17 protein-coding genes are annotated in these 12,300 nt (G+C 60.9%); 10 read left to right on the top strand and 7 right to left on the bottom strand.

Annotation, left to right across the window (positions count from 1 at the left end; genetic code table 11):
* Window positions 1-14: 14 nt before the first annotated feature.
* The gene (locus tag BMY36_RS08095) at window positions 15-860 is read left to right on the top strand and encodes a DMT family transporter (protein WP_050518692.1); all 846 of its coding nucleotides are present in this window, start codon (window positions 15-17) and stop codon (window positions 858-860) included.
* A 38-nt stretch (window positions 861-898) separates the two neighbouring features.
* Window positions 899-1,345: an NUDIX domain-containing protein gene (locus tag BMY36_RS08100; RefSeq protein WP_050518691.1), complete on the top strand. Its 447-nt coding sequence runs from the start codon at window positions 899-901 to the stop codon at window positions 1,343-1,345.
* 13 nt (window positions 1,346-1,358) lie between these two features.
* Here the strand turns inward: BMY36_RS08100 and BMY36_RS08105 are convergent, their stop codons facing one another.
* The 3 genes from BMY36_RS08105 to BMY36_RS08115 all read right to left on the bottom strand — a co-directional run bounded on the left by BMY36_RS08105 (window position 1,359) and on the right by BMY36_RS08115 (window position 3,289).
* Window positions 1,359-2,432 (bottom strand): 5-(carboxyamino)imidazole ribonucleotide synthase, encoded by a 1,074-nt coding sequence (locus BMY36_RS08105; RefSeq protein ID WP_050518632.1) that lies wholly within the window; start codon window positions 2,430-2,432, stop codon window positions 1,359-1,361.
* Window positions 2,425-2,910, bottom strand: a complete 486-nt coding sequence (gene purE / locus BMY36_RS08110; RefSeq protein ID WP_050518631.1) for a 5-(carboxyamino)imidazole ribonucleotide mutase — start codon at window positions 2,908-2,910, stop codon at window positions 2,425-2,427. The genes BMY36_RS08105 and purE overlap by 8 nt, the downstream gene beginning before the upstream one ends.
* Before the next feature lie 160 nt (window positions 2,911-3,070).
* On the bottom strand, window positions 3,071-3,289 hold the full coding sequence (locus BMY36_RS08115) for a YdcH family protein (protein ID WP_050518630.1): 219 nt from the start codon (window positions 3,287-3,289) through the stop codon (window positions 3,071-3,073).
* Between the two features lie 184 nt (window positions 3,290-3,473).
* On the opposite strand from BMY36_RS08115, the gene BMY36_RS08120 reads away from it, so the two are divergent.
* A complete protein-coding gene (locus BMY36_RS08120) occupies window positions 3,474-3,887 on the top strand; it encodes an Hsp20 family protein (RefSeq protein ID WP_050518629.1) in 414 nt (137 codons plus the stop codon).
* Window positions 3,888-3,918: 31 nt separating this feature from the next.
* Window positions 3,919-4,125, top strand: a complete 207-nt coding sequence (locus BMY36_RS08125) for a DUF1150 family protein (RefSeq protein WP_414811671.1) — start codon at window positions 3,919-3,921, stop codon at window positions 4,123-4,125.
* Window positions 4,126-4,164: 39 nt separating this feature from the next.
* Here the strand turns inward: BMY36_RS08125 and trxB are convergent, their stop codons facing one another.
* Window positions 4,165-5,106: a thioredoxin-disulfide reductase gene (trxB, locus tag BMY36_RS08130; protein WP_050518690.1), complete on the bottom strand. Its 942-nt coding sequence runs from the start codon at window positions 5,104-5,106 to the stop codon at window positions 4,165-4,167.
* 180 nt (window positions 5,107-5,286) lie between these two features.
* Between trxB and BMY36_RS08135 the strand changes: the two genes are divergently transcribed.
* Both BMY36_RS08135 and BMY36_RS19890 read left to right on the top strand, forming a co-directional pair.
* Entirely contained in the window at window positions 5,287-5,787 is a 501-nt protein-coding gene (locus BMY36_RS08135; RefSeq protein WP_050518627.1) for an Lrp/AsnC family transcriptional regulator, read from the top strand.
* A 361-nt stretch (window positions 5,788-6,148) separates the two neighbouring features.
* Window positions 6,149-6,427 (top strand): hypothetical protein, encoded by a 279-nt coding sequence (locus BMY36_RS19890; RefSeq protein WP_175469268.1) that lies wholly within the window; start codon window positions 6,149-6,151, stop codon window positions 6,425-6,427.
* A 138-nt stretch (window positions 6,428-6,565) separates the two neighbouring features.
* Here BMY36_RS19890 and pgeF read toward each other — a convergent pair whose 3' ends face one another.
* The 3 genes from pgeF to lgt are packed head-to-tail and all read right to left on the bottom strand — an operon-like array spanning window position 6,566 to window position 9,258.
* A complete protein-coding gene (gene pgeF / locus BMY36_RS08145; protein ID WP_050518625.1) occupies window positions 6,566-7,318 on the bottom strand; it encodes a peptidoglycan editing factor PgeF in 753 nt (250 codons plus the stop codon).
* 1 nt (window position 7,319) lies between these two features.
* Entirely contained in the window at window positions 7,320-8,390 is a 1,071-nt protein-coding gene (locus BMY36_RS08150) for a class I SAM-dependent methyltransferase (protein ID WP_231579663.1), read from the bottom strand.
* Window positions 8,380-9,258, bottom strand: coding sequence for a prolipoprotein diacylglyceryl transferase (gene lgt, locus BMY36_RS08155; RefSeq protein WP_050518624.1), 879 nt, complete (start codon window positions 9,256-9,258; stop codon window positions 8,380-8,382). The genes BMY36_RS08150 and lgt overlap by 11 nt, the downstream gene beginning before the upstream one ends.
* A 164-nt stretch (window positions 9,259-9,422) precedes the next feature.
* Here lgt and BMY36_RS08160 point away from each other — a divergent pair, with 164 nt between their 5' ends.
* From BMY36_RS08160 to BMY36_RS08175, 4 genes are all read left to right on the top strand, one after another.
* Window positions 9,423-9,674, top strand: a complete 252-nt coding sequence (locus tag BMY36_RS08160; RefSeq protein ID WP_050518623.1) for an accessory factor UbiK family protein — start codon at window positions 9,423-9,425, stop codon at window positions 9,672-9,674.
* Between the two features lie 5 nt (window positions 9,675-9,679).
* A complete protein-coding gene (locus tag BMY36_RS08165) occupies window positions 9,680-10,555 on the top strand; it encodes a glucosamine kinase nucleotide-binding domain-containing protein (RefSeq protein WP_050518622.1) in 876 nt (291 codons plus the stop codon).
* A gap of 95 nt (window positions 10,556-10,650) precedes the next feature.
* The gene (locus BMY36_RS08170; protein ID WP_050518621.1) at window positions 10,651-11,400 is read left to right on the top strand and encodes an SDR family oxidoreductase; all 750 of its coding nucleotides are present in this window, start codon (window positions 10,651-10,653) and stop codon (window positions 11,398-11,400) included.
* A gap of 13 nt (window positions 11,401-11,413) precedes the next feature.
* Window positions 11,414-12,262: a fumarylacetoacetate hydrolase family protein gene (locus BMY36_RS08175; RefSeq protein ID WP_050518620.1), complete on the top strand. Its 849-nt coding sequence runs from the start codon at window positions 11,414-11,416 to the stop codon at window positions 12,260-12,262.
* Window positions 12,263-12,300 lie beyond the last annotated feature (38 nt).

Raw genomic sequence — 12,300 nt, forward strand, 5'->3', positions numbered from 1 at the left:
TGATGGGGGGCGGGATGCGTTTGTTTTTGTGGACCGGACTTGCGATGTTGGCCTTTGCCGGCAATTCGGTTTTGACGCGGTTTGGTGTGGGTCAATTGGGCATGGACGCAGTTGTGTTTGCGGTGATCCGGCTGGCGGCGGGGGCGGTGATGCTGGCGGTTCTGGTTATGTGGCGCAGGGGGGCGTGGTGGCCGGGGTGGCGGGGGCGTGCGGGCGGCGTGTTTGGCCTGCTGGTGTATTTGTTTGGATTTTCATATGCTTATGTGGATTTGGCGACCGGTGTGGGTGCGCTGATCTTGTTTGGCATGGTGCAGGTCACGATGTTTGGCGGGGCGGTTTTGGCGCGTGAGGTGGTGCCTATGCCGCGTTGGGCGGGGGCGCTGATGGCCTTTGGTGGGTTGGTTTGGCTGGTGTCGCCATTTGGGCAGGCGGTGGCGCTGTGGCCCGCCGTTTTGATGGCGGCGGCGGGCATTGGTTGGGGGATTTATTCGCTGGCGGGGCGTGGCGCGCGCGATCCGGTGCTGGCCACGGCGGCGAATTTTTGCTTGGCCTTGCCGATTGCGGGGCTGGCGCTGTTATTGCAGGTCGACGCGGCGGGGATGAATACGCTTGGTGTCACTGTGGCGCTGGTTTCGGGGGCAGTGACATCGGGGCTGGGCTATGCGCTGTGGTACGCGGTTGTGCCGCAATTGGGGGCGGCGCGGGCCGGGGTCGCCCAATTGTCGGTGCCCATTTTGGCGGCGGTGGCAGGGGCGGTTTGGTTGGGGGAGGCGTTGGATTTGCAGTTTGCGATTGCGGCAGGTGTTGTGCTGGGCGGTGTGGCGCTGGCGAGTTTTGGTGGCATCCGGCGCGGCGGTTAGGTCTGGACAACGCGCGGTTGCGGGGCCAGCATGGGATGATGAAACCACGCCCCCCCCGCCTTGCTGTTCGCGCGCTGATCTTGCATCAAGATCGGCTTTTGCTCGTCAATGCCTTTCGCGGTTCGGTGTCGGATTTGTGGTGCGCACCCGGGGGCGGCGTGAACAGCCACAGCAGCCTGCCCGACAATTTGATCCGCGAGGTGCATGAGGAAACGGGGTTAACCGTCGCCGTGGGGGCCCCGGTGCTGATCAATGAATTTCACGCGCCCGAACATGGGTTTCACCAATGCGACGTGTATTTTCGCTGCACGATCACGGCGGGCGTGGTGGATTATGCGTGGCGCGACCCCGAAGGTGTGGTGACCAAGCGGCGTTTTTTCAGCCGAGGCGAGCTGGCCCATATCCGGTTCAAGCCCGACAGCCTGCCCGACGCGGCTTGGGGCGGCGCCATGCTGTATGACCCGTTGGAACAGATGGTGCGCTAAGTCCGCAGCACCTTCAGGGTGCGCGACCTGTTATCCGGTTGATATGCCCCATCTTTCGGCCAGCCCGCGCATCTGGTTTGCCATACATATGCACCGCCGTGTTGCGTTCGGCCAAAAAGGCGGGCAGGCGCGCAATATCATCGCCAATCAGGTTTTCCATCACCACATCGGCAAAGCGCGACCCGTCGCCAAGCGGCAACCCCGCCACTGCACGAATATGCTGTTCAAACTGGTCAACCGCGCAGCCGTTCTGCGTCCAATGCCCGGAATTATGGACACGCGGCGCGATCTCGTTCACGATCAACCCTTTGGGCGTCACGAACAATTCCACCCCCATCACACCCACATAATCCAGCGCGTTCAGAATGCGGGCGGCCAGCAGCACGGCATCTGTCCGCTGGCTGGGTGTCAATTTGGCGGGGATGGTGGTTGTGTGCAAAATACCTGCCAAATGCACGTTCTGTCCCGGGTCATAGGCTGCGACCGACCCATCAAGCCCGCGTGCGGCGATCACCGACACCTCATGTGTAAAGTCAATAAAGCCTTCCAACACCGCATCGGCCCCATTCATCGCAGCCAGCGCCGCTGGCGCATCGGCAGCGCTCATAATCCGCGCTTGGCCCTTGCCATCATACCCAAGGCGCGTGGTTTTCAAAATCGCGGGCGTGCCCACGGTCGCAATCGCGGCCTCCAGATCGGCGGCCGTTTTCACGGGCGCATAAGGGGCCACCGCCAACCCCAATTCAGCCAAAAACGCCTTTTCGGTCAACCGGTCCTGACTGATCGCCAGCGCGCGGCGGTTGGGGCGCAAGGGGCGCAGGGTTTCCAACAAATCCAATGCGGCGGTCGGAATATTCTCAAACTCATAGGTGATCACATCGACCGATTGCGCAAAGGCGGTCAGCGCCGCCACATCATCATAGGGCGCACAAGTCACCATATGCGCTACATCGCCAGCAGGCGGATGCGCCCCCGGCTCAAATATATGAACCCTATACCCCAACCGGGCCGCCGCAACCGACAGCATCCGGCCCAATTGCCCACCGCCCAAAATCCCGATCACAGCGCCGGGCAACAGATTACTCATCAACCGGCTCCTCCGGGATCGACGCGGTCAACGCCGCGCGCCATGCGTCCAACCGCGCGGCCAGTTCCGGGTCCGACAGCGCCAAAATTCCCGCCGCCATCAACCCCGCATTGGCCGCACCGGGCGCCCCAATCGCCATGGTTGCCACCGGATATCCGCGCGGCATTTGCAAAATCGAATACAAACTGTCCACCCCAGACAGCGCGCGGGTTTGCACCGGCACGCCAATCACCGGAACCCGCGTTTTCGACGCCATCATGCCAGGCAAATGCGCGGCCCCCCCAGCGCCTGCAATAATCACTTGCAAACCACGGTCCACCGCCGTTCTGCCATAGTCCCACAACCGGTCCGGGGTCCGATGCGCCGACACAATCCGCGCTTCAAACGCCACGCCCAACGCGTCCAGCATATTCGCCGCGTCTTTCATCGTCGGCCAGTCAGACTGGCTGCCCATGATGATTCCCACTTTAACGGCCATACTGCCCTCCGCACCAAAATGAAGGCTGGACTATACAAGTGCGCCGCCCAAGGGCAAGTCGCAATGCCCCCAATTCGCGTTGGTGAAAATACCTTCAGGGGGGAATTTGCCGCAAGGCAAAGGGGGGGGCGCGAGCGCACCCCGCGACCGTCCCACAACATCAAGCGATGATATCGGGGATCAAATCATCCTCAATATTCACCAAACGCTCTTTCAATACCAACTTTTGCTTTTTCAACCGCCGCAGCATCAGCTGGTCGGGGTTCACGCTGGCCTCCACCGCTTTAATCGCCTCATCCAGATCGCGGTGTTGGCGCTGCATCACAGCATGGCGAATGCGCAGCATTTCATCAGGGTTCAATTCGCTGGAGGCGTTCATCGGTCACTCAACTTCAAGGTCTTTTGAGCAGTATAACGCAAGTGCGCGAAATGTGTGCGAAAACTGCGCTAAAATCCGCCCGATTGCGCCCCTTGCGGGCAGGCGGCCCGCATCCCATATTTAAAGCAGACAGGGTGCCAACCATTGGGCCCAAACGATGTGTCGCTTTGCAAAGGACAAGTCGATGACAAAATTAAGCTTTGGGGCGCACCCGCACCTCCTTGGGTTTGAACAGCTGGAACGGCTGGTCGAACGCACCGCCAAAACCGCCGCCGAAGGGTATCCGCCCTTTAATATCGAGGCGGTATCAGAAAACGATTACCGCATCACGCTGGCAGTGGCCGGTTTTGGCGATGAAGATCTGAACATCACGGTGGAAAACCGCCAACTCGTCGTCCGGGGCCGTCAGGCCGAAGATGAGGGCGATCGGATGTTTTTGCACCGTGGCATCGCCGCGCGGGCGTTCCAGCGGTCCTTTGTCTTGGCTGAAGGGGTCGATGTGGCCCGCGCCGCCCTTGAACACGGGCTGCTGCACATCGAACTGCGCCGTTCACCGCCCGATGTGGTCGTGCAAACCATCCCAATTGATCGCAGATAAGGAGCGTTTTGTGAACACACCTTTTAATCAAATGCCCGCAATGGGCGACCGAATTGTCTATGTCCGCGCGGTGGAGGTGGCTGATTTACCATTGTCCCTGCAAGAACAGGCTGAAGGGCTGACACAGATTTACGCAGTTCACAGCACGGATGGTGCGCAATTGGCGCTGGTCGCGGATAAAAAACTGGCCTTTGCGCTGGCTCGCGAAAACGATCTGGCCCCGGTCAGCGTGCATTGATGTGGGTCGTGCCCCGCTGCATGCGGGGCGCGACCCCTGTCAGCCGTGTTCGGCCAAGAATTTTTCGGCGTCCAATGCCGCCATGCAGCCCATGCCCGCCGATGTTACGGCTTGGCGATACACATGATCGGTCAAATCGCCCGCCGCGAACACGCCGGGAATGGACGTCTGGGTTGTCCCCGCCTTTACCACAACATAGCCGCCATTGTGCAATTCCAACTGGTCCTTGACCAGTTCAGACGCAGGCGCATGGCCAATCGCGACAAAGAACCCGGCGCAGGGTATATCGGTTTCCACGCCCGTTTCCACATGCCGCGCCCGCACGGCCGTAACGCCAAGTGGGGCCGTATCGCCCAAAACCTCCTCCACCGAGTGGTTCCACAGCACCTCCACCTTGGGGTGCTTGAACAACCGGTCTTGCATGATCTTTTCGGCGCGCAAACTGTCGCGGCGGTGGATCAGCGTCACTTTGGTCGCAAAATTGGTCAAAAACAGCGCTTCTTCCACCGCCGTATTGCCGCCCCCAATCACCACCACTTCTTTGCCGCGATAGAAAAACCCATCGCAGGTGGCGCAGGCCGACACGCCAAACCCTTTGAACTTTTCCTCGGACGCCAAGCCCAGCCATTTCGCCTGTGCGCCCGTCGCCAAAATTACCGCATCAGCGGTATATGTGGTGCCGCTGTCGGCCTGGGCGGTAAAGGGCCGTTTGGACAGATCTAGGCTGGAGATGTAGTCGGAAATCACCTCCGCCCCCATCGCCTTTGCATGATCTTCCATCCGCACCATCAGGTCGGGGCCCTGCACATGCGTGTCGCCCGGCCAGTTTTCCACTTCCGTGGTGATGGTCAATTGGCCGCCCGGCTGCAAACCTTGCACCAAGATCGGGTTGGTCATCGCGCGCGCGGCATAAACGGCGGCGGTATATCCTGCGGGGCCGGAGCCGATGATCAGGATTTTGCTGTGACGTGTCTCGGCCATATAGCCCCCCAAATGCAATATTTGCCCCGGTATAGGCGCATCATGTGCAGCCGAAAACCCCCCGCAGTGTCGCGCGGGCATGATGACAAAAAATTGCGCAAGTGCGAAAGAATATTGCGCAAACCGGGCAGAAAACATAAGGTCCAGCACGCAACATCGCAGATCAAAGGGAATTTACGCATGGCTGGCTCCAAACTCGACCCGATTGACCGCCAGATTCTTGCGGAACTGCAAGCAGATGGGCGCATGACCAATGTGGAACTGGCCAAGCGGGTGGGCATTTCCGCGCCGCCCTGCCTGCGCCGCGTGCGCACGTTGGAGGAAACGGGTTATATCAAAGGCTATCACGCCGATATTGACGCGCGCGAAATGGGGTTTGAAGTGCAGGTGTTCGCGATGGTGCGCCTTCATTCGCAGGCCGAAGGCGATTTGTCGGCGTTTGAAAACCGCTGCCGCGCGTGGCCTTTGGTCCGCGAATGTCACATGCTGAATGGCGAAATCGACTTCATTTTGAAATGCGTAGCGCCCGACCTGTCCAGTTTTCAAAGCTTTCTGACCGGGGATTTGCTGAAAGCGGACAATGTCGCCAGCGTCAAAACCAGTCTGGTCATTCGCGTTGCCAAGGATGATCCCGGTGTGCCGTTTGACGTGCTAGAGGCGCGTCTTACGCGAAATGCATGAGGCGAAAACCATCGCCAAACACCTGAAATTTAGGGTTTAAAAACAAAAGAGGCGGCCCCGTCACGATATGCCAGAGGAGCATATCAGGGCCGCCCTTTTTGAAACCTGGCCGTTATGACGGGAAGAGTGCCTTGGGCCCGGTCGCCCTGTGGTCTTATCGCGCTTGCCGTCCGAACCTCCGTTGATCCACACTCTCGCGCTTCACAATCATAACATGGCTGAATTGGGGCGGGTTGTCAAAGTTAATTGTTTTTTCGCCATGTTCTGGCGGGTAATCCGGGCGGCTTGGCCGGGATTGTTGCGCGATTTATGCAAAATCGGGCAGGAATGTGGCCAAATCTGCGGCCACATTCTGAATTTGATGATTCGTTACTTGGCCGCGATGGCGCGGGGCGTTTGCCCTTGGGCAGACGCGGAAATGGATTTGAACGCAGCCGGTTTGCTGCGCGTGGCGCGCGCAAAGGGCATGGCGGGCATGGGCTGCGCGCTGGTGGCGATGGTGGATTTCATCCAACGTGGGGTTTTCATGGTTTGCTCCTGCGGTCATTTGTTGATGCCAATATCGCGGGGCAATGGGGCGGGGATTTGGCAAAGTACTGGGTTTGTCGAAAATTTTAAGGGCAACGGGCAGGGTGATTAAGGCAAACCCGCCTTATCGCTTTGCGCCTTTATTCCTTGGGGAAATGCTTGGTTGCGGCGACAATTTGGCCAAAACCAAAGGGATTGTTTCCAAACTTACGGCAAATTCGCGGCACATATCGCCCAGCGTTTGCCGCAATTACAGCCGGATCACCGCAATCAGGCGGCCATAATCGGCCTCATTGCGGTGGGTGGTGCGGCGATAGGAAAAGAATCGCGCCTCGTCACTATAAGTGCAGTGGCGGGTCCATTCCGCATGGCCCACCCCCGCCGCCCGCAGGCGCGACAATCCATAAGCGGGCAAATCAAACAGCGCACGGTCGCCTGCGCCATTGGCAAAAAACCGGGCATGGGCCGGGTCATCCTCCAAAAACGTTTCCAAAAACTCTGGTCCCACTTCATAGGCGGCTTGGGAAATGCAGGGACCAATGATGGCGGTGATGTCGGCGCGCGCGGCCCCCAACCCCTCCATCGCGTCCAGTGTCGCCTCCAGCACCCCGTCTTTGACGCCGCGCCACCCGGCATGCGCCGCCCCGATCACGCCTGCGCGGGCGTCGGCAAACAGCACGGGCTGGCAATCGGCGGTCAAAATCCCCAGCGCTGTGCCGGGGGTGCGCGTCACCATCGCATCGGCGCGGGGGCGCGTGGTCAGGGGGCCGTCCGCCACCACCACATCCGCGGAATGGACTTGATGCACGGTCAACAATTGCGCCACTTCGACACCCATCGCATTTGCCACCCGCGCGCGGTTTATCGCCACCACATCGGCCTGATCGGTGCTACCGGGGCCACAGTTCAGCCCCGCGAATATGCCCGATGATGCCCCGCCTTTGCGGGTGAAAAACCCGTGTTGGACCGGGGCCAGCGCGTCAGATGTGATAATTTCCAGCATATCAGTCAAACCCCGGCGGCGCTGGGGCGTGGGGGGGAAACAGGGCCAGCGCCTTGAACAAGCTTCCCATTTCTTCGGCCCGGGTCAAGCGTTGAGTGGCGGCCAGATGATTTTCCAGCGCGGCCCCGTTCACCCCCCGCGCAAGGCGTTCGGCCCGCGCCCCAATGCCCAAACGGGCCAACAGCGCGCCTTGGTCGGTCAACCCAGTTGCGCGCGCAGGGTCTGCAGCCAGCGCCAACGCTTCAAAATCCACATGGGCGGTCAGGTCGGCGTGGCCGGGCGCGGTGAACGGATCGGCAAAGGCGTGGCCTTGCATCGCTTGCAGCGTGTCGCCTTTGGACCGCCAGTTGCCATAATCAATGATCACCGCTGCCCCCCCGTGGCCAGCGATCTGCGCGCCAATCCGCGCCATAATCGGGGTGGCATCGGGGCGCAGTTCCACCACATCGCCGGGGTTGGTATCCGCCAAACGCCCGTCCAATACGGCAAAGGGCAAGGGGGGCGCATAGCCTTTGACCAACCGCCCGTCTGCCGCCCCCACGATCGTATCGCACCACCCTTGCACATGGCGGGTCACTTGCCGAATGGGCAGCGCGTCAAAAAATTCATTCGCAATCAGATAGATCGGCGCATCGTCCGGCACAGCGCCCAAATTATCCGCCCAATGCACCGCACCCGGCAGTGCCGCGCGCTGTGCCGCACGCAAAGGCGTTGACGCCTCCACCAGCCACACCTCGGCTGCGGCGTGAAACCCCGGCACGCCGCGGGTGGCGCGCAGCAAATCCGCCATCAACGTGCCGCGGCCGGGGCCAAGTTCGGCCAGCACAAACCGCGCAGGCGCACCTTGATCGACCCAAGCTTGCGCCAAACACAGGCCCAGCAATTCGCCAAACATCTGGCTGATTTCGGGTGATGTGATGAAATCACCAGCCCGCCCCAACGGGTCGCGGGTGGTGTAATAGCCATGATCGGGGTGCAGCAGACAGGCCTGCATATAATCGGCCAAAGGTAGGGGGCCATTGGCGGCAATCTGTGCCAACAACAAGGATTCTAAGGTCGTATCAGGCAGCACGCCGCGCCCGCCAGATCAAATACAGCCCCACCGCGATCATCGGCACCGACAGCGCTTGCCCCATCGTCACCCCGTACCCCCCCGTTTGAAACGCAAGGCCCAAAGGGTTGCCGTCCGTCACAAACTGCGCGTCGGGTTGGCGGAAAAATTCCACGAAAAACCGCGCGGCACCGTAGCCGGCAAGAAACAGCCCCGCAATTTGGCCCGGCCGCGACAGCCAGCCAGATCGGAACACCAACCACAACAGCGCCGCGCCCAGCAACAGCCCCTCCAGCCCCGCCTCATAGAGTTGGCTGGGGTGGCGGGCGCAAATGCCGATCACATCGGGGCAATATTGCGCCGCATCCCCCGGAAAGGCCACGCCCCACTGCATATCGGTCGCGCGCCCCCACAGCTCGGCGTTGATGAAATTGGCAATTCGGCCCAGCAAAATACCGGGGGGGGCGGCCAGTGCCAGCAAATCGGCGGCAGGCAGCAGCGGGATTTTTTCCATCCGAAAAAACACATAGCCCGCGATGACCACGCCCAAGAACCCACCGTGAAACGACATGCCCCCTTGCCAGACCTTCAAAATCTCGGTCGGGTGCGACAGGTAATACCCGGGCTGGTAAAACAACACGAACCCCAATCGCCCACCCAAAATCACCCCCGCGATGATCCATGTCAGCAAGCGTTCCACCTGATCGGCGGTCATCGGCGGTTTGCCCGCCCACAGGTTTGGGGCCAGCGCGCGCAGCACCAACCGCCACCCCACCAACAGCCCCACGATATAGGCCAGCGCGTACCAGCGCAGCGCGAATGTCATCCCGCCAACGCTGATCGAAAACAGGTCGGGCGACAGGTTTGGAAAGGCGATATAGCCTTGCATCATAAATCCTTTTGCAGCGTGACGCGCGTGGGTCGTCTTGTCGGGCGCGCATCCGCTGATGTCAACCAATTCGCCGCAAGGCGGCCTTGCGCCTTGGCCTTGTCGTGGCCGCCCCAAACCGCCATATATGCAGCACAACACCGGAACCAAAGCAGGAGGCCCCGATGCAGACCCGTAACAAATTCTTTGACGATATGTCGCAGTTGATGACCAACGCGATGGGCGTCGCCCAAGGGGCCAAGACAGAGGCCGAAACCGCGATGAATTCGATGGTGGACCGTTGGCTCGCCAGCCGTGATTTCGTCACGCGTGAGGAATTTGACGCCGTGCGCGGCATGGCCCAAAAAGCACGCGAGGAAAATGCGGCCCTGTCCGCCCGCCTTGACGCGCTTGAGGCGAAAAAGACCAAAGCCTGACTGGCGTGACCCTGATCATCGCCTGTGACGGCGGCGGCACGGGGTGCCATGTTGTGATCGCCGATCTGGCGGGCCGCGTGTTGGCGCAAGGGGCGGGCGGTCCGGCCAATGTCACCACTGATTTTGACGCCGCTTTGGCCAATTTGCGTGCGGCCTTGGCGCAGGCGGTGGCGCAGTCGGGTGGGCTGGATGTTTCAAATGCTGTGGCGCATTTCGGCCTTGCGGGCGTGACATCTGCGCAGATGACCCAGCGGGTGGCGCAAGCGCTGCCCTTGCGCAATATCTGCGTGACGGGCGACCAAGGCGTGGCGCTGGCGGGGGCGCTGGGGGGCGGTGACGGGGTGCTGATGGCCCTGGGCACCGGCACCATCATCGCCAGCACAAAGGGTGGGCAGGTCATGCGGATTGGCGGCTGGGGGCTGCAGCTGTCGGACCAAGCATCGGGTGCATGGTTGGGGCGTTGCGCATTGGAACAAACCCTGAGGTGCCATGACGGGTTGGATGCCTTTTGCGATCTGACCCGCGATACTTTTGATGAATTTCAACGGGATCCCCTTGCGATGGTTGCCTTTGCCGCCACGGCAAAACCCGCCGATTACGCTCGGTTTGCGCCGCAAGTGGTGCAGGCGGCGGCGGCAGGTACGCCCGGCGGGGTGCAGTTGATGCAGCGGGGGGCGGCCTATCTGTGCCGCGCGCTGGGGGTGTTGGCGTTTGCCCCGCCTGACGTGCTGTGCCTAACGGGCGGCGTTGGCCCGCATTATGCGCCCTATTTGCCAAAGCTTGTGCAAGCGGCGATCACGCCCGCCAAAGGCAGCGGGCTGGACGGGGCGCTGCACCTTGCCCTTGCGCGCCAGCGGGCGCAAACCAACCGCCCCGCTTAAGCCCGGTTTTGCCGAGTGACTTGCCGGGTGACTTGGCGGTTGACATGGGGCCAAAAACCATGACCCTGCACCCTTGTATGGTAGAACCAAAGGGGATGGATTTGGGCAGACTTTCAGGCAAACGCGCTTTTGTGACGGCGGCGGGACAAGGCATCGGGCGGGCGGCAGCATTGGCGATGGCGCGCGAAGGGGCGCAAGTTTTTGCCACCGATATCAACGGTGATGCGCTGCAAACCTTGGCAGGTGACGGGCTGCAAACGCATCTTTTGGACGTGCGCGACAAAGCGGCTGTTGCCGATATGGCCGCCAAAATCGGCGCGGTTGATATTTTGTTCAACTGCGCGGGCTTTGTGGCGCATGGCACGATTTTGGATTGCGACGAAGATCAATGGGCGTTCAGCGTCGATCTGAACATGACCGCAATGTACCGCGTGACGCGCGCGTTTTTGCCCGCCATGCTGGCCCATGGCGGCGGGTCGATTATCAACATGTCGTCGGTCGCATCCTCGATTATCGCAGCCCCCAACCGCTTTGTTTATGCCGCAACCAAGGCCGCTGTGATCGGCATGACCAAGGCGATTGCCGCCGATTTCATCACCCAAGGCATCCGTTGCAACGCGATTTGCCCCGGCACCATCGACAGCCCGTCGCTGGCGCAGCGCATGACCGATCTGGGCGGCGGCGATTACGAAAAGGGCCGCGCGGCCTTTATGACCCGCCAACCGATGGGCCGCCTTGGCACGCCCGAAGAAATTGCAAATCTGGTGGTGTATTTGGGGTCTGATGACAGCAGCCTAACCACCGGGGCCGCCCATGTGATTGATGGCGGCTGGTCCAACACTTGAAAGGAACGACGATATGAAACTGTTTCGACACGGGGATTTAGGCCACGAAAAACCGGGGATTTTGGCCGCCGATGGCAGCTTGCGCGATCTGTCGGGCCATGTGGCCGATATTGGCGGCGATGTGCTGTCGGATGCGGGGCTGGCCGCGGTGGCCAAGATTGACCCGATGACACTGCCGTTGGTGGCCGCTGGCACGCGTATGGGCGCTTGCGTGGCGGGCACGGGGAAGTTCATCTGTATCGGGCTGAACTATGCCGATCATGCGGCCGAAAGCGGGCTGGCTGTGCCGCCTGAGCCGGTGATTTTCATGAAGGCCACATCAGCGATTTGTGGCCCCAACGACCCCATCATCATCCCGCGTGGGTCCGAAAAGACCGATTGGGAGGTGGAGCTGGGCGTGATCATCGGCACCAAGTGCAAATATGTGACTGAGGCCGATGCTTTGGCCCATGTCGCGGGCTATTGCGTGTCCAACGATGTGTCCGAACGCGCCTTTCAAACTGAACGTGCGGGGCAGTGGACCAAAGGCAAATCTTGCGATAATTTCGGCCAGATCGGCCCCTATTTGGTGACCCGAGATGAGGTGGCAGACCCGCAAGCATTGGCGATGTGGCTGACGGTGAACGGCAAGGAAATGCAAAACGGGTCCACCAAAACCATGGTTTACGGCGTGGCGCATGTGGTGGCCTATCTGTCGCAATTCATGACCTTGCATCCGGGCGATGTGATTTCCACCGGCACCCCCCCCGGCGTTGGCATGGGCAAAAAGCCGCCGCAATATTTGCGCGCGGGCGATGTGGTGGAACTGTCGATCGAAGGGTTGGGCGCACAACGCCAAGACGTGATCGCAGACCCGGCTTAAGCGGTTGGGCGGCAGGGCTATGGTCCCGCCGCCCGCGC

Origin of the sequence: Pseudorhodobacter antarcticus (assembly GCF_900110135.1) — a bacterium.
Lineage (GTDB): Bacteria > Pseudomonadota > Alphaproteobacteria > Rhodobacterales > Rhodobacteraceae > Pseudorhodobacter > Pseudorhodobacter antarcticus.

What these genes read in the sequence shown, in the direction of transcription:
- BMY36_RS08095 (WP_050518692.1), top strand. Translation starts at nt 15, where the DNA reads ATGCGTTTGTTTTTGTGGACCGGACTTGCGATGTTGGCCTTTGCCGGC.
- BMY36_RS08100 (WP_050518691.1), top strand. Translation starts at nt 899, where the DNA reads ATGAAACCACGCCCCCCCCGCCTTGCTGTTCGCGCGCTGATCTTGCAT.
- BMY36_RS08105 (WP_050518632.1), bottom strand. Translation starts at nt 2,432, where the DNA reads ATGAGTAATCTGTTGCCCGGCGCTGTGATCGGGATTTTGGGCGGTGGG.
- purE (WP_050518631.1), bottom strand. Translation starts at nt 2,910, where the DNA reads ATGGCCGTTAAAGTGGGAATCATCATGGGCAGCCAGTCTGACTGGCCG.
- BMY36_RS08115 (WP_050518630.1), bottom strand. Translation starts at nt 3,289, where the DNA reads ATGAACGCCTCCAGCGAATTGAACCCTGATGAAATGCTGCGCATTCGC.
- BMY36_RS08120 (WP_050518629.1), top strand. Translation starts at nt 3,474, where the DNA reads ATGACAAAATTAAGCTTTGGGGCGCACCCGCACCTCCTTGGGTTTGAA.
- BMY36_RS08125 (WP_414811671.1), top strand. Translation starts at nt 3,919, where the DNA reads ATGCCCGCAATGGGCGACCGAATTGTCTATGTCCGCGCGGTGGAGGTG.
- trxB (WP_050518690.1), bottom strand. Translation starts at nt 5,106, where the DNA reads ATGGCCGAGACACGTCACAGCAAAATCCTGATCATCGGCTCCGGCCCC.
- BMY36_RS08135 (WP_050518627.1), top strand. Translation starts at nt 5,287, where the DNA reads ATGGCTGGCTCCAAACTCGACCCGATTGACCGCCAGATTCTTGCGGAA.
- BMY36_RS19890 (WP_175469268.1), top strand. Translation starts at nt 6,149, where the DNA reads ATGATTCGTTACTTGGCCGCGATGGCGCGGGGCGTTTGCCCTTGGGCA.
- pgeF (WP_050518625.1), bottom strand. Translation starts at nt 7,318, where the DNA reads ATGCTGGAAATTATCACATCTGACGCGCTGGCCCCGGTCCAACACGGG.
- lgt (WP_050518624.1), bottom strand. Translation starts at nt 9,258, where the DNA reads ATGCAAGGCTATATCGCCTTTCCAAACCTGTCGCCCGACCTGTTTTCG.
- BMY36_RS08160 (WP_050518623.1), top strand. Translation starts at nt 9,423, where the DNA reads ATGCAGACCCGTAACAAATTCTTTGACGATATGTCGCAGTTGATGACC.
- BMY36_RS08170 (WP_050518621.1), top strand. Translation starts at nt 10,651, where the DNA reads ATGGATTTGGGCAGACTTTCAGGCAAACGCGCTTTTGTGACGGCGGCG.
- BMY36_RS08175 (WP_050518620.1), top strand. Translation starts at nt 11,414, where the DNA reads ATGAAACTGTTTCGACACGGGGATTTAGGCCACGAAAAACCGGGGATT.